19 protein-coding genes are annotated in these 18,482 nt (G+C 69.3%); 7 read left to right on the top strand and 12 right to left on the bottom strand.

Annotated elements, in window-relative coordinates; all coding sequences use genetic code 11:
* Positions 1-78 precede the first annotated feature (78 nt).
* Positions 79-930 (top strand): esterase/lipase family protein, encoded by an 852-nt coding sequence (locus WBG06_RS17575; protein WP_336738219.1) that lies wholly within the window; start codon positions 79-81, stop codon positions 928-930.
* Between the two features lie 15 nt (positions 931-945).
* On the opposite strand, the gene WBG06_RS17570 is transcribed toward WBG06_RS17575, so the two are convergent.
* Positions 946-1,347, bottom strand: a complete 402-nt coding sequence (locus WBG06_RS17570; protein ID WP_336738217.1) for a type II toxin-antitoxin system VapC family toxin — start codon at positions 1,345-1,347, stop codon at positions 946-948.
* The gene (locus WBG06_RS17565) at positions 1,334-1,585 is read right to left on the bottom strand and encodes a type II toxin-antitoxin system Phd/YefM family antitoxin (RefSeq protein WP_336738216.1); all 252 of its coding nucleotides are present in this window, start codon (positions 1,583-1,585) and stop codon (positions 1,334-1,336) included. Before WBG06_RS17565 ends, WBG06_RS17570 begins: the two co-directional genes overlap by 14 nt.
* Before the next feature lie 66 nt (positions 1,586-1,651).
* Between WBG06_RS17565 and WBG06_RS17560 the strand changes: the two genes are divergently transcribed.
* The gene (locus tag WBG06_RS17560; protein WP_336738215.1) at positions 1,652-2,041 is read left to right on the top strand and encodes a VOC family protein; all 390 of its coding nucleotides are present in this window, start codon (positions 1,652-1,654) and stop codon (positions 2,039-2,041) included.
* Here WBG06_RS17560 and WBG06_RS17555 read toward each other — a convergent pair.
* Together WBG06_RS17555 and WBG06_RS17550 are read right to left on the bottom strand one after the other, a co-directional pair.
* Positions 2,033-2,965: an endonuclease/exonuclease/phosphatase family protein gene (locus WBG06_RS17555; RefSeq protein WP_336738214.1), complete on the bottom strand. Its 933-nt coding sequence runs from the start codon at positions 2,963-2,965 to the stop codon at positions 2,033-2,035. The genes WBG06_RS17560 and WBG06_RS17555 overlap by 9 nt on opposite strands.
* Positions 2,966-3,053: 88 nt before the next feature.
* Positions 3,054-3,944, bottom strand: a complete 891-nt coding sequence (locus tag WBG06_RS17550) for a GNAT family N-acetyltransferase (RefSeq protein WP_336738213.1) — start codon at positions 3,942-3,944, stop codon at positions 3,054-3,056.
* Positions 3,945-4,023: 79 nt separating this feature from the next.
* Here WBG06_RS17550 and fdxA point away from each other — a divergent pair, with 79 nt between their 5' ends.
* Positions 4,024-4,347 (top strand): ferredoxin, encoded by a 324-nt coding sequence (gene fdxA, locus WBG06_RS17545; protein WP_008358813.1) that lies wholly within the window; start codon positions 4,024-4,026, stop codon positions 4,345-4,347.
* Positions 4,347-5,468 carry a succinyldiaminopimelate transaminase gene (gene dapC / locus WBG06_RS17540; RefSeq protein ID WP_336738212.1) on the top strand — a complete coding sequence of 374 codons (1,122 nt, stop codon included), beginning with the start codon at positions 4,347-4,349 and terminating at the stop codon, positions 5,466-5,468. The genes fdxA and dapC overlap by 1 nt, the downstream gene beginning before the upstream one ends.
* A gap of 102 nt (positions 5,469-5,570) precedes the next feature.
* Here dapC and WBG06_RS17535 read toward each other — a convergent pair whose 3' ends face one another.
* The 4 genes from WBG06_RS17535 to dapD all read right to left on the bottom strand — a co-directional run bounded on the left by WBG06_RS17535 (position 5,571) and on the right by dapD (position 9,785).
* Positions 5,571-6,602, bottom strand: a complete 1,032-nt coding sequence (locus WBG06_RS17535; protein ID WP_336738211.1) for a hypothetical protein — start codon at positions 6,600-6,602, stop codon at positions 5,571-5,573.
* A 58-nt stretch (positions 6,603-6,660) separates the two neighbouring features.
* A complete protein-coding gene (locus tag WBG06_RS17530) occupies positions 6,661-7,722 on the bottom strand; it encodes an IS110 family transposase (protein ID WP_336738210.1) in 1,062 nt (353 codons plus the stop codon).
* Positions 7,723-7,980: 258 nt separating this feature from the next.
* On the bottom strand, positions 7,981-8,829 hold the full coding sequence (locus tag WBG06_RS17525; RefSeq protein ID WP_336738209.1) for a hypothetical protein: 849 nt from the start codon (positions 8,827-8,829) through the stop codon (positions 7,981-7,983).
* A gap of 26 nt (positions 8,830-8,855) precedes the next feature.
* Complete coding sequence (gene dapD / locus WBG06_RS17520; RefSeq protein ID WP_336738208.1) at positions 8,856-9,785, bottom strand: 2,3,4,5-tetrahydropyridine-2,6-dicarboxylate N-succinyltransferase; 930 nt, start codon at positions 9,783-9,785, stop codon at positions 8,856-8,858.
* Positions 9,786-9,854: 69 nt separating this feature from the next.
* Between dapD and WBG06_RS17515 the strand changes: the two genes are divergently transcribed.
* Entirely contained in the window at positions 9,855-10,145 is a 291-nt protein-coding gene (locus tag WBG06_RS17515) for a hypothetical protein (protein ID WP_336738207.1), read from the top strand.
* Positions 10,146-10,152: 7 nt separating this feature from the next.
* On the opposite strand, the gene WBG06_RS17510 is transcribed toward WBG06_RS17515, so the two are convergent.
* From WBG06_RS17510 to WBG06_RS17495, 4 genes are all read right to left on the bottom strand, one after another.
* Positions 10,153-10,338 (bottom strand): YbdD/YjiX family protein, encoded by a 186-nt coding sequence (locus WBG06_RS17510; protein WP_336738205.1) that lies wholly within the window; start codon positions 10,336-10,338, stop codon positions 10,153-10,155.
* Positions 10,338-12,515, bottom strand: a complete 2,178-nt coding sequence (locus WBG06_RS17505; protein WP_336738204.1) for a carbon starvation CstA family protein — start codon at positions 12,513-12,515, stop codon at positions 10,338-10,340. The genes WBG06_RS17510 and WBG06_RS17505 overlap by 1 nt, the downstream gene beginning before the upstream one ends.
* Before the next feature lie 88 nt (positions 12,516-12,603).
* Positions 12,604-13,176: a DinB family protein gene (locus WBG06_RS17500; RefSeq protein WP_336738203.1), complete on the bottom strand. Its 573-nt coding sequence runs from the start codon at positions 13,174-13,176 to the stop codon at positions 12,604-12,606.
* A 41-nt stretch (positions 13,177-13,217) separates the two neighbouring features.
* Positions 13,218-13,988, bottom strand: a complete 771-nt coding sequence (locus tag WBG06_RS17495) for an enoyl-CoA hydratase/isomerase family protein (RefSeq protein WP_336738202.1) — start codon at positions 13,986-13,988, stop codon at positions 13,218-13,220.
* A gap of 80 nt (positions 13,989-14,068) precedes the next feature.
* Here WBG06_RS17495 and WBG06_RS17490 point away from each other — a divergent pair, with 80 nt between their 5' ends.
* Complete coding sequence (locus tag WBG06_RS17490; protein ID WP_336738201.1) at positions 14,069-14,971, top strand: GNAT family N-acetyltransferase; 903 nt, start codon at positions 14,069-14,071, stop codon at positions 14,969-14,971.
* A 242-nt stretch (positions 14,972-15,213) separates the two neighbouring features.
* The gene (gene ileS, locus WBG06_RS17485; RefSeq protein ID WP_336738200.1) at positions 15,214-18,444 is read left to right on the top strand and encodes an isoleucine--tRNA ligase; all 3,231 of its coding nucleotides are present in this window, start codon (positions 15,214-15,216) and stop codon (positions 18,442-18,444) included.
* The last annotated feature ends 38 nt before the right edge of the window (positions 18,445-18,482 follow it).

The raw sequence follows: 18,482 nt of genomic DNA, 5'->3' as shown, positions 1-18,482 counted from the left end.
GATCGTAGGTGGCGCCCGGAAGCCCACCAACAGGTTTTCTGGTCGTGACGCGAGTCACATCCGGTCGTTGAATCGGGCATGCGCCCGTTCCTGCTGAGTCTTCTCGCTGCCGTCGCACTCGTCCTCACGCCGCTCGCCGCCGCCCCCGCGTCCGGTGCGAGCCGCACCGCGATCCCGCTTCCGGGCTCGCCCTACGGTGACCCGCTGGGGGCCAACGACTGGGCGTGCGCTCCCTCCGCCGAGCGGCCGACCCCGGTGATCCTGGTCCACGGCACCTTCGGTGACCGCCGGTCGCTGCTGGACCCGATCTCGCTGGCGATGAAACGGGCCGGGTTCTGCGTCTACTCCCTCGACTACGGCAACCGCGCCACCGGCGACATCCGGGACTCGGCCGCACACCTCGGTGAATTCGTCGAGCGCGTACGCGAGGTCACCGACGCCGACAAGGTCTCCCTCGTCGGTCACTCGCAGGGCGGCATGATGCCGCGCTACTACATCAAGAACCTCGGTGGCGCCGTCTACGTCGAGGACCTCGTCGGCCTCGCCCCGTCCAACCACGGCACCTCGATCCTCATGGACGGCGGCGCGACCGGCTCCACCGGGCTGTGCGTGTCCTGTGCCCAGCAGACGGCCGGCTCGCAGTTCCTGGCCGATCTCAACGCCGGCGACGAGACGCCCGGCGACGTCTCCTACACCCAGATCGTCACCGCCACCGACGAGGTCGTCGTGCCCTACACCTCCGGGTTCCTCGCCGACGGACCGAACACCACCAACGTACGCATCCAGGACGCCTGCGCCCTCGACCTTTCCGACCACCTGCTCATCCCGATGAGCGCGACGGCCATCGCCCTCACCCTCGACGCCCTGACCCACGACGGCCCGGCGTCCCCGGCCCTGAAGACCTGCTCACCCCGAGCAGTCGATGAATGACGCCTCGGCGGGCTTTCACCAGATGGTGTGAATCGAGTCGTACGCCTGGAGCCTGCTGTCCTTGGTTACGAGGGGGAGGTTCTCGAGCATGCTCTGAGCGGCGAGCATGCGGTCGAACGGGTCGCGGTGGTCCCAGTCGAGCTCTCCAGCGAGGCGCGAGTGGTTGAAATCCATCGGCAGCCGCTCCAGGACGTGAAGCCGGGTGCGGTCCTCGAAGGTGGCTGCCAGTGTGCCACCGCCGGAAAGCTTGCTGAGCCGGGTCTTGGTCGAGATCTCCCAGAGGCTCGCTGCCGAGACGAACACCTCGGTGTCGATGTCGATGACGGCCTCGTAGGCGGTCGGACTGAGCCGGTCGGGGTCGCTCACCAACCAGATGTAGGCATGGGTGTCGAGGAGGACTCGCTCATAGGTCTTCATCGAGGGCGCCCTCCCAGGCGGCGATCTCGTCGTCGGGAAGGGGGGCGAAGAATTCGTCGGGGACGCTCACACGCAGGCCACCGAGAACACGCTTGGTCGGCCGCTCGATCGGCACCAGCCGCGCAATGGCATGGTCCCCGCGGGCGATGATGACCTGGCCACCCGCCTCTACCTCGGTGAGCAGGCTGGACAGGTGTGTCTTCGCCTCCTGCACCTTCACCACATGTGCTGCATCCATGCGTCCACGGTAGGTTGGTCAACCGGGTTGGTCAACCGGTGACCGTGCCCCGCTGAGGAGGACAGGATGCATCTGGATCTGGTCACGATCGTCGTTCCCGACTACGACGAGGCGGTGGCGTTCTTCCGGGACGTCCTCGGCTTCGTGGTCGCTGAGGACGTCCCGGCGACCACGAACGACGGTCGTCCGAAGCGGTGGGTGGTCATACGGCCGCCCGACGGCGGCACCGGCTTCCTGCTCGCCCGGGCCGACGGCCCGGCGCAGACCGCAAGGGTCGGCGACCAGACCGGCGGCCGGGTGACCTTCTTCCTGCGGGTGGACGACTTCCCGGCGGCGTACGAGAAGCTGGTCGCGGCCGGGGTCGAGCTCGTCGGCCCCGTCCGCGAGGAGTCCTACGGCACTCTCCAGGTCTTCCGCGATCCGTTCGGGAACCTGTGGGACCTGCTGTCAGGCTAGGCGTACGCGGGCCTGGACGGGGGTGTGGTCGCTGGGCCAGCGACCGTCCTTGGTCCAGGTGTTGATCGCGGACTCCTTCACGGTGATCCCGGGAGTCGTCAGGATCCAGTCGATCCGGGTGCCGGTCGGGTTGGGTGTGCCGTAGTTGGGGAAGGTGCCGACGCGCGGCGTGAGCTGGGCGCCGGCGAGCCAGGTGTCGGTGAGACCTCCGTCGGTGACCAGGACCGTGTAGGGAGCCGAGGCCTCCGCGGCCGCGTTGACGTCGGCGGTGAAGATCGCGGGCAGGCCGGTGTCGGCGATGAGCGAGCGGACGACCTCGGCGCTGCGCACCCGGGCGTTCTCGGACTGGTGGTCGAAGTGGGAGTTCACGTGCAGGAACTCCGTGCCGGTGACGAGGTCGCGGAACCGCACCCACGTCACGATCCGGGTCACCGAGTTGCCCCAGGTCGCCGAGCCGATCACGTCGGGGGTGTCGGAGAGCCAGAACTGGTCCCACCACAGCGCCTCGAGCCGGGAGGCGTCGTAGAACACCGAGGAGTACTCACCGCCGGCGCCGCCGTCGCGACCGAACCCGAGCATCCGGTACTTCGGTCCGAGGCCGGTCTCGATCGCGCCGAGCTGACCGAACTCGGCCTCCTGGACCCCCAGGATCGTCGGCTTCTCGAGCTCGACGAACGCGGTCACCAGCGGCTTGCGCTCGGGCCAGTAGTCGGGCTGACCCGGCTGGGTGCCCTCGCGGTCGTAGCGGATGTTGAAGCTCATCACGTGCAGATCGGGTCCCTTGGCCTTGCCGATCAGCGGGTCGCCCGAGTCTTTCTCGTACGCCGCCGCGGCGGGCAGCGCGCCGCCCAGCGTCGTACCGACCGCCGCGGCCGCGCCGAGCGCGCCCGCGGATGTGATGATGCCTCGCCTGGTGATGCCCATCAGTGCTCCTTAGGTGGGGTTTCCTCCACCTCACCAGGCACAGGTGAGCACTCGCGGAACTCCGGATGAGCGTCCTCGGACGGTTCCGCTACGGCGTGGGCGAGGCGTAGTAGCGGCAGCGGTGGTGCTCGGTGAAGCCGAGGCCCTCGTAGAGGGCGAGGCCGGGGTCGTTGGTGGTCTCCACGTGCAGCCAGGCGGCGCGGGCGCCGCGCTCGGCACCCCACTCGAGCAGGGTGGCGAGGGCCTTCGTCGCCAGCCCTTGGCGGCGGTGCGGCTCGGCGACCTCGAGGTCGTGGATGGCCAGCCAGTCGCGTTCCATCGTGCCCATGATCCGTGCGGTGCCGCGGAAGGTGATCAGCACCTGCGCGCCGTCGGCACCCATGGTCTGGACATCCGCCTCCTCGTCGGGCGGGGGCAGGATCCGCCGCGTGGCGGCGAGCCCGGCGAGCTGGAACACGACGGTCACGTCCTCGACCCAGCCGCGCGCGACCACCGCCTCCTCGGCCGTCGAGCCGACCTCGACCTTGACCCGAGGCCGCTTGTGGCGGCTCCGGTAGTAGCTCTCCACGCGGTCGATCGCGTCATCCAGCCCGATGCCGGGGTCGCCGATCGCCAGCGCCGAGTTGGGCCGACGGCGGACCGAGACCTCGTGGTCGAAGAGCACCCACTCGCCCAACGGCTCGGAGGTGGTGCCGGGGAAGATCGCGGCGCTGAGCAGCTCGGCCTCGCGGACCCCGATCCGCAGACGTACGTTGGGGCGCGGCGGCACCGGTTTGCCGGAGACGATCTCGGTGACCGGCACGCTCACCTGCTCCCCGGACTCGCGCTCGATGACCGCGACGCCGTCGCCCCAGGACGTACAGACTCCGAGGATGTCGGTGAAGGCGGGGCCGCCGGTGGGGCCGGTCTCGCCGGGGACGAGGCGTCGGATGACGATCCGTTGGCCGACGACATGTGGTCCCAGGAGATGAGCAGGCACGTGGGGATACTAGGCTGTCCTTCGAAGGGCCAGTCGCGCCCCTCTGACTTTCGTGATACCCCGCTTGGAGGAGCCCCGAATGACGTACGTCATCGCCCAGCCCTGTGTTGACGTGAAGGACAAGGCTTGCGTCGACGAGTGTCCGGTGGACTGCATCTACGAGGGCAAGCGGATGCTCTACATCCACCCCGACGAGTGTGTCGACTGCGGCGCCTGCGAGCCGGTGTGCCCGCCCGAGGCGATCTTCTATGAGGACGACACCCCCGAGGAGTGGAAGGAGTACTACGACGCCAACGTCAAGTTCTTCGACGACCTCGGCTCGCCCGGTGGTGCTGCCCGCATGGGTGAGATCGACAAGGACCACCCGTTCGTCGCCGCGCTGCCTCCGCAGAACCAGGACTGATGCCGACCCCGTTCCCGGCCTCGATCCCGGTCTCGAAGCGGCTGCCTGACTTCCCCTGGGACAAGCTGGTCGCGTTCAAGGAGAAGGCCTCGGCGCATCCCGACGGGCTGGTCGACCTCTCCGTCGGGACACCGGTCGACTCCACCCCGGCGGTGGTGCAGAAGGCGCTGCGCGATGCGGCCGACTCCCCGGGCTATCCGACCACGATCGGTACGCCCGCGGTCCGTCAGGCCGCGATCGACTGGCTCGCGCGCAACCACGGGGTCTCCGGGCTCGGGCTGGAGAACGTGCTCCCGGTGATCGGCTCCAAGGAGCTGATCGGGTCGCTGCCCCTGCACCTCGGTGTCGGCCAGGGTGACCTGGTCGCCTACCCGGAGCTGGCCTACCCGACCTACGAGGTCTCCGCGGCTCTCGTCGGGGCCGACACCGTCGCCACCGACTCGCTGGTCGCGCTGGGCCCGAGGGCGCCGAAGATCCTGTGGATCAACTCGCCCTCCAACCCGAGCGGTCGGGTGCTCCCGGTGGAGCACCTGCGCAAGACGGTCGAGTGGGCCCGGGAGCGGGGAACGCTGCTGGTCTCGGACGAGTGCTACATCGAGTGTGCCTGGGAGGCGTCCCCGGTCTCGATCCTGCACCCCGATGTGTGCGGTGGCTCCTACGAGGGCATCCTCGCCGTCCACTCGCTCTCCAAGCGCTCCAACCTCGCCGGCTATCGCTGCGCCTTCGTCGCCGGTGACGCCGCCGTCCTCGGTGAGGTCCTCGCGGTCCGCAAGAACCTCGGTCTGCAGATGCCCGGACCCCAGCAGGTCGCCATGGTGACCGCGCTCGGCGACGACCAGCACGCCAAGGAGCAGCACGCCCGCTACGCCGCCCGGCGCACCAAGCTCAAGGCGGCGCTGGAGTCGGCCGGCTTCCGCATCGACCACTCCGAGGCCTCCCTCTACCTGTGGTCCACCCGGCACGACGAGGACTGCTGGGACACCGTCGGCTGGCTCGCCGAGCGCGGCATCCTCGCCGCCCCCGGTGACTTCTACGGCCGCGCCGGCAGCCAGCACGTACGCATCGCCTTCACCGCAACGGACGAGCGCATCGACGCAGCTGTCGCCCGCCTGGCCGTCTAGACCCCGCCGAGACGTCACCCGCGTCGGCCGAGTTGGCACCCGATTGCCGACTCGGCCGACCTGCGTGACGCCTCGGCCAGCGGGGGTGACGTCTCGGCAGGGTCAGTCGGCGACGTCGACGTGGACGTGGTCGCGGTGCTCGAGGATGGCCTGGTCGCCGCCGCGGGGCGGGACCTTGTAGTCGCGCCAGCCGGCACCGGAGCGTAGCTTGGTCCAGATGCGGTCGTCGTAGATGACGGTCTCGACGTCGAGGCGGTCGGCGTTGGCGACGAGGTACTGCGCCAGCGACCAGCCCTTGATCTTGTTGGCCGCGTTGATGGGGCGGAAGAAGTAGTCGATCGCGCGGCCCTCGTAGTGGGCCGAGCCGACCATGTGGCCCGTGGTGACGCCGCCAGGCTGGAAGCCGCCTTCGGGGAGGCCCCCGTAGGCCTGGCGTACGTCATCACGCACCGCCTCGGCACGCGAGGTCAGTCCCGCGCCACTGAGCTGGTCGGAGACCTCGTCGGAGCCTCCCTTGACGACGCAGGAGAACGCCTCGGGGGTGTTGCCGGTCAGTGCCGAGGCGAGGGCCCGAGCCTCCGGCTCGGCGTCACGATAGGAGTCGCGTGAGCCGTTGCTGATCTGCTGGGCGACCCCCGGCACGGACTGCTGGCGGTAGTCGGGTACACCGGAGAGCCGGTCGTAGAGCGTGGCCGCCTTGGCGGGGTCGCGTTCGAGCGAGTGGTCGGCGAGCTCGACCGTCAGCACGACGGAGGCAGCGCGGGCGGGGAGCCCGCGGCGTACGGCTTGGGCGGCGATCGCCGAGGCACGTTCAGCCTGATCGGAGGAGAGGTCGTAGGTCTTGCCCTCCGCGGTCACGGTGCAGGTCTCCCGGGAGAGAATCGGGATGCCGCCGACTCCGACACCGATGAGCCGCAGGCCCGCGAAGACCAGTGCGACGGCGATGACGACGCCCAGCACGATGAGGTGCTTTCGCACCGGCCGCAGCTGCTTGCGGGCCTCGCGCACCGACTTTCGCAGCGCCTCGCGCGCAGGCTCGGGGAGCCTCGGTCCGGAAGCGCCCGGCGCCGGCGGGACCGGACCCGGAGGCGGGGTCGTCGGTGGGCCCGTCGAGGTCCCCGGCTGTGCGCTCACGCCACCAATCTTCACGTATCGGACAAGGTCAGGGCAGCAGGGACGCTCCTATGGATCGTCAAGCCCTGGCAGGGGCTGATTCGAGGATCCGGTAGAGGTCGCGGGCGATGTAGCGCTTGAGGCAGCGTTTGATCTCGCGGCTGGTCTTGCCCTCGCTGGTTCGACGGGCGATGTAGCGGCGAGTGGTCTCGTCGTAGCGGATGCGAGACAACGCGATGGTGTGTAGCGCTCGGTTGAGCTGCCGATCGCCGTAGCGGTTCAAGCGGTAGCGCGTGGTGACCTGCCCGCTGTTGGCCGGGACCGGGGCGGCGCCGGCGAGCATCGCGAAGGCCGCCTCGGAGCGGATCCGGCCGGGGTGGGACCAGGCGCACAGCACGGTCGCGGCCACGATCGGCCCGACGCCCGGTTGGGCGAGGAGATCGGGGCGCCAGGACCGCACGATGACCCGGATGGCCTTCTCGTGCTCGGCTGCTTCCTCGGCGAGTGCGCGGACACGGCGCGCCAGGGACCGCAGGGCGAGGACCGTCGTGGTGGTTTCCACATTCCAGGTCGAGCTCAGGCGCATGCTCGAGGCGGTGCGGATCATCGCGGGGACCTTCTGGCCGCGGAATCGCTCGCGGATCGGCTCCGGCGCGGCGATGACCAGGCTGAACAGCTGGCGCTGGGCGTCGGTGGAGGCGTTGACGGCCGAGCGTCGGGCAGCAAGCAGCACCGACAGTGCCTGGCGGTCCCCGCCGCCACGCGGGGTGCCGAGCTTCGCGCGGGAGAGCGCTTCACGAGCGGCGCGGATCGCGTCCAGCGGGTCGGACTTCGCGCCGTTGCGCCGCTTGGCGCGTTCGGGGCGGTCGAGCTCGATAACGACCTCCTTGCCACGCTCCAGGTGCCGGGACAGGCCGGCGCCGTGGCCGCCGGTGCCCTCGATCGCCCACGCCCGCAGCCCTGCGTGCTCGTCGGCGAACTCCACGAGCTGGGCGTAGCCATCAGCGGTGGCCTCGACGGTGATCTCGTCGAGCACGCCGCCGGTCCGGGCGTCGACCGCAGCGGCGGAGTGGGTGTGGACGTGCGTGTCGACGCCGATGACAACATCGACCACGTCGCGTAGATCGGTCACACTGGTCATGCGTTCTCTCCTTGCCTGGGAGCGGATGTGGTTCCGGTCCGGGGCGGAGATTCGGCAGGACTGTGATGAGACACGACCGGTGCGCGAACACCGGTCGGTCAAGCTCCTGATCAGGCCAGCTGCTCCGACCGGGCCGGGGCCGGCAACCACGAGCGGACAAGTCCCGTCAAAGGCACGAAGCCAGTCAGGCGAAGGGTCACACCCGCAGTTGCCTGCCCACAGCCCAGCATCATCAGGCTGCGCTGTGAATCCTCACAGTCAGGCGAGGGTGACGATGATCCGGTCGTTGCCGACCTCGGGGGTCTTGGCCCACTCCTCGTCGTCCCCGGCGGTCCAGGTGCGTCCGTCGTAGGCGATGGAGGTGGCACCGAACTCGCTGGCCCGGGCGAGCGTGTAGTGCGCGGCGGTCCAGCCGCCGCGCTGGCCGGTCTCGCCGGACTCGACCGGGATCACCACCGTCGAGCCCTCCACCCGAGCCCGGCCGACCATACCGCCGAGCAGCTGGTTGATCTCGGTCTTGGTCGCCTGGGGCTTGCCGGAGCCGGCCTCGGGCTCGTCGATCCGGCAGGTCAGCGCCGCAGGGGAGTAGCCGCTGATCGCGGAGGCGATGGCGCGGCCCTCGCCCTCGTGGTCGGCGTAGGCCTCGGGGTAGGCCGAGCGCTGCACCTCCTGCGCGGCCTCGGTGATCACCATGTCCTCGTAGCCGTCGATCTTCACCAGCGCGTCGTAGAACTTGTTGGTGGCGTAGACCGGGTCCTGGACCTGCTCCTCGGTGCCCCAGCCCATCGACGGACGCTGCTGGAAGAGACCGAGGGAGTCGCGGTCGCCGTGGCTGATGTTGTAGAGCTTCGACTCCTGGATGGCGGTCGCGATCGCGATCGTCGCCGCCCGCGCGGGCAGGCCCCGCTTGAGGCCGAGCGCGGTGATCACCGCCGCGTTCCCCATCTGCTCGGGGTCGAAGCGTGCCTCGTGCTCACCGGCGACCGCCGTGCAGTGCTGCAGGTCGGGCAGGATCGAGTCCAGCTTGTCTGTCGCAGCCTGGACGACCCAGTAGATGCCGCCGGCGACAATGCTGAACACCACCAGGGTGATGACGAGCTTCTTCAACGCAGCACTCTGCTCTTCGGGCCGGGTCAGTTGGCGTGGAGGGCAGCGTTGAGCTCGATGCCCTCGCCCTTCCACGGAACTGCCTCGATGGCGCCGCTGACCGAGTTGCGGCGGAACAGGATGTTGGAGGCCCCGGAGAGCTCGCCGGCCTTCTTCACGGTGCCGTCCTGCAGCGTCACCTTGGTCCCGTACGTCACGTAGCACCCGGCCTCGACCACGGCGTCGTCGCCCAGCGAGATGCCGATGCCGGAGTTGGCGCCGAGCAGGCAGCGCTGGCCGATGGAGATGACCGCCTTGCCGCCACCGGAGAGGGTGCCCATGATCGAGGCGCCGCCGCCGACGTCGGAGCCGTCACCGACGACGACGCCGCCAGAGATCCGGCCCTCGACCATCGAGGCGCCGAGGGTGCCGGCGTTGAAGTTGACGAAGCCCTCGTGCATCACGGTGGTGCCGGCGGCCAGATGGGCGCCGAGGCGGACGCGGTCGGCGTCGCCGATGCGGACGCCGCTCGGGACGACGTAGTCGACCATCCGCGGGAACTTGTCCACGCCGTAGACGGTCACGTGCTGACCGGCGGCGCGCAGGCGTGCGCGGGTGAGCTCGAAGCCCTCGACCGCGCACGGGCCGGCGCTGGTCCACACGACGTTGGTGAGGAGACCGAAGATGCCGTCGAGGTTCTGCCCGTGCGGCTGCACGAGCCGGTGGGACAGGAGGTGGAGCCGCAGCCAGACGTCCTCGGTGGACTCGGGCGCGGTGTCGAGGTCCTTGACCTCCACGAGCGCGACCCGCTTGGTGACCTGACGCACCTCGTCGGCGCCTTCGAGCGCGGTCAGCTCGGCCGGCGCGGTCGCGTCGGCGGGCCGAGTGCCCAGCTGCGGCGCGGGGAACCACACATCGAGCACAGAGTTGTCGGCGGCGTACGTCACGAGGCCGAAGCCCCAAGCTGCATTCGTCACGGGCCGCAGTCTAATGGGCCGACCCCACTCGTCCCGTATCGCGACCGGCCCGCGTGCGACCATGGACGAGTGAGCAAGAAGAGTGCGCCGCCGACGCCCCGGCTGATCCAGGCCGAGGATGAGACCTGGACCCTGGAGATCCCCGGCGTGGCGACCAGCAAGGGCCACCCGGCACCGGAGTGGGCGATGGCCAAAGGCGTCGAGGTCGTACGCCGCGCCGCGTCCGACATCGTCCGGAGCTGGATCAGCGGCAAGCCTGTCAGCGACGCCGAGAAGCAGGTCGTCCTGCTCGTCACCCGAGGTGACTCGCAGGTGTACGCCTGGCTCGACGCCGCCTTCGCCGACGACAACCCCCGCTAGACGTGCTCTAGCAGCACCGCGCCTGCGGGTTGTGCTCCTTCTCGTCGGCCCGGTGACGCTCGAACGCACGCCGGCTCATCGGCTCGACGCCCTCACGCTCGCACCGGGCGACGTAGTCGTCCCACTTCGCCTCTCCGGTCGCCTGGCGGAGCAGCCGCCAGGCGCCGGAGAAGCGATCGGAGAGACGACTCATCAGACCGACGTCTTCTGGGAGGCTTCCCACTCGCGTACGGCTTCCTTCTCCTCCTTGGTGGCGAAGAAGTCGGCGGGCGCGACGATCTTCGACTCGACCTTCGGCACCTCGGTGGTTGGCAGCGAGCCGCCGGCGCGCAGCGTCTTGACGACGGTGACGGCCGCGCCGGCGACCACGACGATCACCAGCAGCGCGAACGCCGCCTGCAGGATGCCGGACTGGGTGGAGTTGTAGATGATCTGGTCGACGTCGGCGGGCGTCTTCGCCACGCCGTAGAGCTCACCTGCCTCCTTCGCGTCCCGTGCGGCCGAGGCCTGGGCGAAGTAGCCGATGGCCGGGTTGTCGCTGAACACCTTCTGCCAGGACGCGGTCATGGTGACCACGAGGTCCCAGACCAGCGGGACGCCCGGCACCCACGCCCACTTCAGCTTGCCGTGCTTGATCAGCAGGGCGGTCGCCAGGGCGAGCGCGATCGCGGCGAGCAGCTGGTTGGCGATGCCGAAGAGCGGGAAGAGCTGGTTGATCCCGCCGAGCGGGTCACCGACACCGATCCAGAGCATGTAAGCCCAGGCCAGCACCACCAGCGCCGAGGCCGACCAGGTGGCCGGGCGCCAGGAGACGTCGGCGTAGCGCGGCCAGATGTTGCCGATGGTGTCCTGCAACATGAAGCGGCCGACCCGGGTGCCGGCGTCGACGGCGGTCAGGATGAACAGCGCCTCGAACATGATCGCGAAGTGGTACCAGAACGCGGCCAGCCCGCCACCGAACGCGTCGGTGAAGATCAGCGAGATGCCGAACGCCAGGGTGGGCGCGCCGCCGGTGCGCGAGATGATCGTCTCCTCGACGCTGTCGGCAGCTGCCTGGAGGTCGGCCGGGGTGATCGAGAAGCCGAGCCCGTTGACGAAGGCGGCGGCGGTCTCCGGGGTGCCGCCGGTAGCGCCGGCAGAGGCGTTCATCGCGAAGTAGATGCCCTGGTCGATCACGCTCGCGGCGATGAGCGCGGAGATCGCGACGAACGACTCCATCAGCATGCCGCCGTAGCCGATCATGCGAACGTGGGACTCCTTGGCGATCATCTTCGGCGTCGTCCCGGACGAGATCAGGGCATGGAAACCGGAGAGCGCCCCACAGGCGATCGTGATGAAGAGGAACGGGAACAGCTTGCCCGCGAAGACCGGGCCCTCGCCGCTGGTGGCGAACTCGGACACCGCCGGGTTGGCCAGCGTCGGCGCCGCCAGGATCATGCCGAAGGCCAGCAGCACGATCACGCCGATCTTCATGAAGGTCGAGAGGTAGTCACGCGGGGTGAGCAGCATCCACACCGGCAGGATCGAGGCGACGAAGCCGTAGATCGCCAGCGCGATGACCAGCGTCTCCTTCTCGAGGGTGAGCATGTTGGCCAGGCCCATCTCCTCGACCCAGGTGCCGCCGGCGATGGCCAGCAGGAGGAGTACGACGCCGATGGCGGTGACCTCGAGGACGCGGCCGGGACGCAGGTAGCGGAGGTAGAAGCCCATGAAGAGCGCGATCGGGATGGTGAGACCGATCGAGAAGACGCCCCACGGCGACTCGGCCAGGGCGTTGACGACGACGAGCGCCAGCACCGCCAGGATGATGATCATGATCGCGAAGACGGCGATCAGTGCGGCGATGCCGGCGACGGTGCCGATCTCCTCGCGGACCATCTGGCCCAGCGACTTGCCGTCGCGACGCATCGACAGGAACAGCACGATCATGTCCTGGACCGCACCGGCGAAGATGACGCCGACGATGATCCAGATCGTGCCGGGAAGGTAGCCCATCTGCGCGGCCAGGACCGGCCCGACCAGCGGGCCCGCCCCGGCGATCGCCGCGAAGTGGTGGCCGAACAGCACCCGGCGGTCGGTGACGTCGAAGTCACGCCCGTTGTGCAGCCGCTCGGCCGGGGTCGCGCGGGTGTCGTCGACCTCCAGCACCTTCTTGGCGATGAACTTGGAGTAGAACCGGTAGGCGATGGCGTAGGAGGCCAGCGCGGCGAACAGGATCCACAGCGCCGAGACCTCCTCGCCTCGGGCGAGGGCGAGCACCGCCCAGCAGACCGCGCCGATCACGGCGACGACGGTCCAGACGGCGATGGACCTCACGTTGGCCCCGGAGCGTGGCCCCGGATCTGCGGGGCGGGTGGTCGACGTCGACATGGTCTCCCTCTGATCGAGCGCGTAGACGGTCGTTGTGACCGCGCTCTCAGCCTAGTCTCAGGAAGACACCGCTGTGCAGGCCGGTGGTCTACTGCCCGGTACGCCCGTCGATGCACTCTCGGAGCAGATCGGCGTGACCGGCGTGCCGGGCGTACTCCTCGATCATGTGGACCAGCACGTCGCGGACGCTGGTCGACTCGTCGTCGCGGCCCTGGTCGCGGGTCTCCCCGAGCGTGGCCTCGTCGACGGAGTCGAGCCACTCGTCGGCCGCGGCGATCTGCTCTCGCCAGCTCGCGAACGCCTCGTCGACCGACTCCTGGGTGGGAGCCACCTTGTGGAAGCCGCCGGTGGGGTCGTCCGAGTCGAGCCGCGGGACGTCGAGGTTGCCCTCGAGCACACGGCGGAACCAGTGATGCTCGACCCGGGCCATGTGCCGGACCAGCCCGAGCAGGCTCAGGTCGCTCGGTGGGACGCTCTGCCTCGCCAGATCCTCGGGGCCGAGGTCCTGGCACTTGAGCTCGAGGGTGAGCCGGTAGTGGCGCAGGTAGTCCCGGTAGATCGCCAGCTCGCCGACGGGCTGTGCGTCCTGCTGGGCGCGTGGGTCCTCGCTTCCCGGAAGCCAGATACCGTCGAAGCCCACCTGCCGCTGATCGCTGCTCATGGGCCTACCCTGCTCGAACCGGCGCCTTTCGGCCAATGAATTCAGCCGGTGAAGCTCGGCGGCCGCTTCTCCAGGAACGCGTTGATGCCCTCGCGCCCGGACGCAGAGCCGCCGAGCGCCGAGATCGACTCGGCCTCGCGCCGCAGTGCCGACTCGGGGTTCGGCTCGGCGACGTCACGGATCAGGTGCTTGGTGCGGGCCAGTGCCTCGGGAGATCCCGACAGCAGGGTCGCGACCACCTCGTCGACGGTCGCGTCGAGCTCCTCGGCCGGTACGACGCGGGCGACCAGCCCGGCCTCGAGCGCTTCGCTGGCGGAGAGCATGTCGCCCAGCAGGGTCAGCCGCAGCACCCGGTGCAGGCCGAGGGTGTGGACGAGGAGCGATCCGCCGCCGTCGACCGACAGCCCGACCTTGGCGTAGGCGAGGCTGAACTTCGCCTTGTCGGCGGCGATCACGATGTCGGCTGCCGCCGACAGTGGGAACCCGACGCCCGCCGCCGTGCCCTGGACAGCGCTGACCACGATCGCGTCGCAGCGTACGAGCTCGGTGATCATCCGGTTCGCGCCCTCGGCGAGCTCGAGGATGTACGGCCCCAGATCGTCGGCCGCCGCAAACCCGGCGAGATCTCCACCGACCGAGAAGTACTTCCCCTCCGCCGCGAGCACGATCACCCGCGCCGAGTCCGCCTTGGCCCGCAGGATCGCCGCCAGCAGCTCGTCCCCGGCCTCGGGGGAGAAGACGTTGCCCCGCTCCGGGTTGGTCATCGTGATGCGCGCACAGCCGTCGGCGAACTCGTAACGAATCAGACTCATGCGCGCATCCTGCCAGGGTGCTGCCTCGGTCGTCGCCCGATCGCCACACCAGACGCCTCCCATCCCGCTACCGTCACGGCGTGGGATCTCCGAGCGCATTCATCGTCGCCCGTGTCTCGGCCGCGGAGACCTACCCGCTCCGAGCACTGGTCCTCCACGGCGGTGCGTCGCCCGAGACCGCGAAGGTTGCAGGCGACGACCACCCGGACGTGGCGACCTTCGCGGCCAAGGACGCCGATGGCACCGTGGTCGGGTGTGTCGGCGTGTTTCCCGCGGATGGCTTGTGGCGGATCCGTCGACTGGCGACCGCCGTGGAGTGGCGCGGACGTGGAGTCGGCACGGCCGTACTCGCCGCAGCTCTGGCACATGCGGACAACCAGGGCGGCGGGACCGTCTGGTGCAACGCGACCCCCGCCGGCGCTCCACTGTTCCTGCGGGCGGGGTTCCAGCAGGTCGGCGCGCCGTGGGAGGACCCGGAGTTCGGGCCCAACGTGCGATTGGTGCGGAGGCCTGAGCGTGGAATGCATGATTGCGGCGTGATCACGGTGCGCCGAGTGGCGGTCGAAGAGACGTATCCGTTGCGGGCGAAAGTGCTGCGTAACGGCGGGCCGCCGGAGGCGGCGCGGGTGCCGGGGGACGATGGTCCCGAGGTCGCCACGTACGCGGCCCTGGGCGCGGACGGCGTCATGATCGGGTGCGTCGGGCTCTTCCCGGAAGCCTGCCCTGACCTGCCCGATCACCCCGGGAAGGGGTGGCGGATCCGAGGGATGGCGACGGCGGACGGGTGGCGTGGGAAGGGCGTCGGTGCCCAGGTGCTGCAGGCGGCGCTCGACCATGTCGCAAGCCGGGGCGGCGGGCTGGTCTGGTGCAACGCGCGTACGCCGGCGGCGAGGTTCTACGAGCGCGCCGGGTTCCAGGTGATCGGTGAGCCGTGGGACGACCCGGAGATCGGTCCGCACGTGCGGATGTGGCGCGCTGTGTGAATCGGGTTCGCGCGGCGGGTGCGGGGCGGCGTACTCTCTTCCTTACAGGCGTTCGAGCCGTCATCAGCGGCGAGCCCCGGGAAGAAAGCCCTCAGCCAGATCGAAGGCAAGTAGAACCCGGCGGGAGTGGCCCGTCACAGCCGTAACGAAGTGGTCCGGAAGGACAAGCAGGGTGGTACCGCGGTCGAAAGATCGTCCCTGTGGTGAAGACAACCCACTACCACCCAGCAGGAGATGCGTCGATGGCCTATCCGAAGGTCAACTCAGCCACAGTCCCGGCCAGCCCACGCTTCCCGGAGATCGAGACGCAGATTCTCGACTACTGGAAGAAGGACGGGACCTTCCAGGCGAGCATCGACAACCGTGACGCCGGTGAGAACGGCGAGAACGAGTTCGTCTTCTACGACGGCCCGCCGTTCGCCAACGGTCTGCCGCACTACGGCCACCTGCTGACCGGCTACGTCAAGGACATCGTCCCGCGCTACCAGACGATGCGCGGCAAGCGCGTCGAGCGGCGCTTCGGGTGGGACACCCACGGCCTGCCCGCGGAGCTCGAGGCGATGCGCCAGCTCGGCCTGAAGACGACCGACGAGATCGTCGAGATGGGCATCGACAAGTTCAACGCGGCCAGCCGTGCCTCGGTGCTGAAATACACCGGCGAGTGGCGCGACTACGTCACCCGTCAGGCACGCTGGGTGGACTTCGACAACGACTACAAGACCCTCAACCCCGACTACATGGAGTCGGTGATCTGGGCCTTCAAGACGCTCTACGACAAGGGCCTGGTCTACGAGGGCTTCCGCGTCCTGCCCTACTGCTGGCAGGACGAGACCCCGCTGTCCAACCACGAGCTGCGGATGGACGACGACGTCTACAAGGACCGCCAGGACCCGGCGGTGACCGTCGGTTACGCGCTCGACGCGACCGGCGAGGACGAGGTCCTCGACGGTGCCCACATCCTGATATGGACGACCACGCCCTGGACCCTGCCGTCCAACCTCGCCGTGATGGTGGGCTCCGACATCGACTACGTCGTCGTCGAGGGCCCGGTCCCGGGCACCGACAAGACGGCCAAGTACGTCCTCGCGGAAGCCCGCCTCGCGGCGTACAAGAAGGAGCTCTTCCCCGACGCCGACGAGGCGACGGTGCTGGGGCGTTACAAGGGCGCCGAGCTGCTCGGCCGAAGCTACACCCCGCCGTTCTCCTACTACGCCGGCCACGCCAACGCGTTCCGTGTCGTCGCCGCCGACGACGCCGTCACCACCACGGACGGCACCGGGGTCGTCCACACCGCCGGTGCGTTCGGTGAGGTCGACAAGGAGGTGACCGACCGCGAGAACATCGAGGCGGTCATGCCGGTCGGCAAGGACGGCAAGTTCACCGCGCCGGTCGTCGACTACGCCGGTGTCCAGGTCTTCGACGCCAACCTGCAGATCATCGACCACCTCAAGGCAGTCACCCGTGGCGAGGCCGGGGGATCGGTGACCGCGGGCACGATCCTGCTGCGCCGCGAGTCCTACAACCACTCCTACCCGCACTGCTGGCGCTGCCGTCAGCCGCTCATCTACAAGGGTGTGAGCAGCTGGTTCGTCGAGGTCACCAAGATCAAGGACCGGATGCTCGAGCTCAACCAGCAGATCCGCTGGGTCCCTGAGCACATCCAGGACGGGCAGTTCGGCAAGTGGCTGGAGAACGCCCGCGACTGGTCGATCACCCGCAACCGCTTCTGGGGCTCCCCGGTGCCGGTGTGGAAGTCCGACGACCCGGCCTACCCGCGCCTCGACGTCTACGGCTCCTTCGCGGAGCTGGAGCGCGACTTCGGCACCCTGCCGCGTAACAAGGACGGCAACCCCGACCTGCACCGGCCGTACGTCGACGACCTGGTCCGTCCCAACCCGGACGACCCGACCGGCACGTCGATGATGCGCCGCGTCTCCGACGTCCTCGACGTGTGGTTCGACTCCGGGTCGATGTCGTTCGCTCAGAACCATGTCCCGTTCGAGAACGAGGAGTGGTTCGCCCACCACTTCCCGGGCGACTTCATCGTGGAATACATCGGGCAGACCCGCGGCTGGTTCTACACCCTGCACATCCTGGCGACCGCGCTCTTCGACCGGCCGGCGTTCCAGTCCTGCATCAGCCACGGCATCGTGCTGGGCTCGGACGGCCAGAAGATGTCGAAGTCCCTGCGCAACTACCCCGACGTCAACGAGGTCTTCGACCGCGACGGCGCCGACGCGATGCGCTGGTTCCTGATGTCCTCGCCGATCCTCCGTGGCGGCAACCTGGTCGTCACCGAGCAGGGCATCCGGGACTCCGTACGCCAGGTGATGATCCCGCTGTGGAACAGCTGGTACTTCTTCCAGCTCTACGCCAACGCGGCGGACCTGGAGACCACCGGCTCGACGGCGTCCACCGACCCGCTGGACCGCTACGTCCTGGCCAAGCTCCGCGACTACGTCGCCGAGATGACCACCGCGATGGACGACTACTACGTCGCCGAGGCGTGCGAGGCGACGCAGCGGTTCATCGACGTCCTCACGAACTGGTACATCCGGCGCAGCCGCGAGCGGTTCTGGAACGAGGACAAGGCCGCCTTCGACACCCTCTACACGGTGCTGGAGACGGTGACCCGCCTGATCGCACCGCTGCTGCCGCTGACCACCGAGGAGATCTGGCGCGGTCTGACCGGTGGCCGCTCGGTGCACCTGACCGACTACCCGGTCGTCGAGGACCTGCCTGCCGACGACGACCTGGTCGCCCGGATGGACGCGGTCCGCGCGGTCTGCTCCTCGACCTCCGCGCTGCGCAAGGCACGCAAGCTCCGCAACCGTCTCCCGCTGGGCGGGCTGACCGTGGTCGGCGCCGACATCGCCGGCTTCGAGGAGATCGTCGCCGACGAGGTCAACGTCAAGTCGGTCCGGCTGCTCGCGGCCGACTCGGAGGAGGCCGGCACCTACGGCATCGAGCAGAAGCTCACCGTCAACGCCCGCGCCGCAGGCCCCCGCCTGGGCAAGGACGTCCAGAAGGCCATCAAGGGCTCCAAGTCCGGTGACTGGTCGGCGTCCGACTCCGGTGAGGTCGTCGCCGGTGGCTTGGCGCTGGTCGAGGGCGAATACACGCTCGAGACCGTCGCCGGCTCCGCCTCCGACGACATCGCGGTGACCATGCTGCCCGGGGGCTTCATCGTCCTCGACACGGTCGTCACCCCCGAGCTGGCCGCCGAGGGTCTCGCCCGTGACCTGGTCCGTGCGGTCCAGCAGGCCCGCAAGGATTCCGGCCTCAACGTCGAGGACCGCATCACCCTCTCGGTCGCCGGCTCGCCGACCGTACGTGAGGCAGCCACCACCCACGCCGAGCTCATCGCCCGCGAGACCCTCGCCACGACGTACGACGTGGTCGACTCTCTCGACGGCAACCCGGTCGACCTCGGCGACGGGGAGAAGGCCCAGATCGCGGTCGCCAAGATCTGATCGCACCACAACCTAGGAGGGCTGGAGCCGGATGTCGG

The sequence above is a fragment of the Nocardioides sp. CCNWLW239 genome (genome assembly GCF_037137035.1).
Lineage (GTDB): Bacteria > Actinomycetota > Actinomycetes > Propionibacteriales > Nocardioidaceae > Nocardioides.
The sequence above is the reverse complement of the archived record's forward strand: the minus strand, read 5'-3'. Positions and strand labels throughout refer to the sequence as shown.

Excerpts from the sequence above, each read along its gene's own strand:
- WBG06_RS17530 (WP_336738210.1), bottom strand. The coding sequence starts at position 7,722 with ATGACCAGTGTGACCGATCTACGCGACGTGGTCGATGTTGTCATCGGC.
- dapC (WP_336738212.1), top strand. The coding sequence starts at position 4,347 with ATGCCGACCCCGTTCCCGGCCTCGATCCCGGTCTCGAAGCGGCTGCCT.
- WBG06_RS17555 (WP_336738214.1), bottom strand. The coding sequence starts at position 2,965 with ATGGGCATCACCAGGCGAGGCATCATCACATCCGCGGGCGCGCTCGGC.
- WBG06_RS17505 (WP_336738204.1), bottom strand. The coding sequence starts at position 12,515 with ATGTCGACGTCGACCACCCGCCCCGCAGATCCGGGGCCACGCTCCGGG.
- WBG06_RS17570 (WP_336738217.1), bottom strand. The coding sequence starts at position 1,347 with ATGAAGACCTATGAGCGAGTCCTCCTCGACACCCATGCCTACATCTGG.
- WBG06_RS17565 (WP_336738216.1), bottom strand. The coding sequence starts at position 1,585 with ATGGATGCAGCACATGTGGTGAAGGTGCAGGAGGCGAAGACACACCTG.
- fdxA (WP_008358813.1), top strand. The coding sequence starts at position 4,024 with ATGACGTACGTCATCGCCCAGCCCTGTGTTGACGTGAAGGACAAGGCT.
- WBG06_RS17495 (WP_336738202.1), bottom strand. The coding sequence starts at position 13,988 with ATGAGTCTGATTCGTTACGAGTTCGCCGACGGCTGTGCGCGCATCACG.
- ileS (WP_336738200.1), top strand. The coding sequence starts at position 15,214 with ATGGCCTATCCGAAGGTCAACTCAGCCACAGTCCCGGCCAGCCCACGC.
- WBG06_RS17500 (WP_336738203.1), bottom strand. The coding sequence starts at position 13,176 with ATGAGCAGCGATCAGCGGCAGGTGGGCTTCGACGGTATCTGGCTTCCG.
- WBG06_RS17560 (WP_336738215.1), top strand. The coding sequence starts at position 1,652 with ATGCATCTGGATCTGGTCACGATCGTCGTTCCCGACTACGACGAGGCG.
- WBG06_RS17510 (WP_336738205.1), bottom strand. The coding sequence starts at position 10,338 with ATGAGTCGTCTCTCCGATCGCTTCTCCGGCGCCTGGCGGCTGCTCCGC.
- WBG06_RS17575 (WP_336738219.1), top strand. The coding sequence starts at position 79 with ATGCGCCCGTTCCTGCTGAGTCTTCTCGCTGCCGTCGCACTCGTCCTC.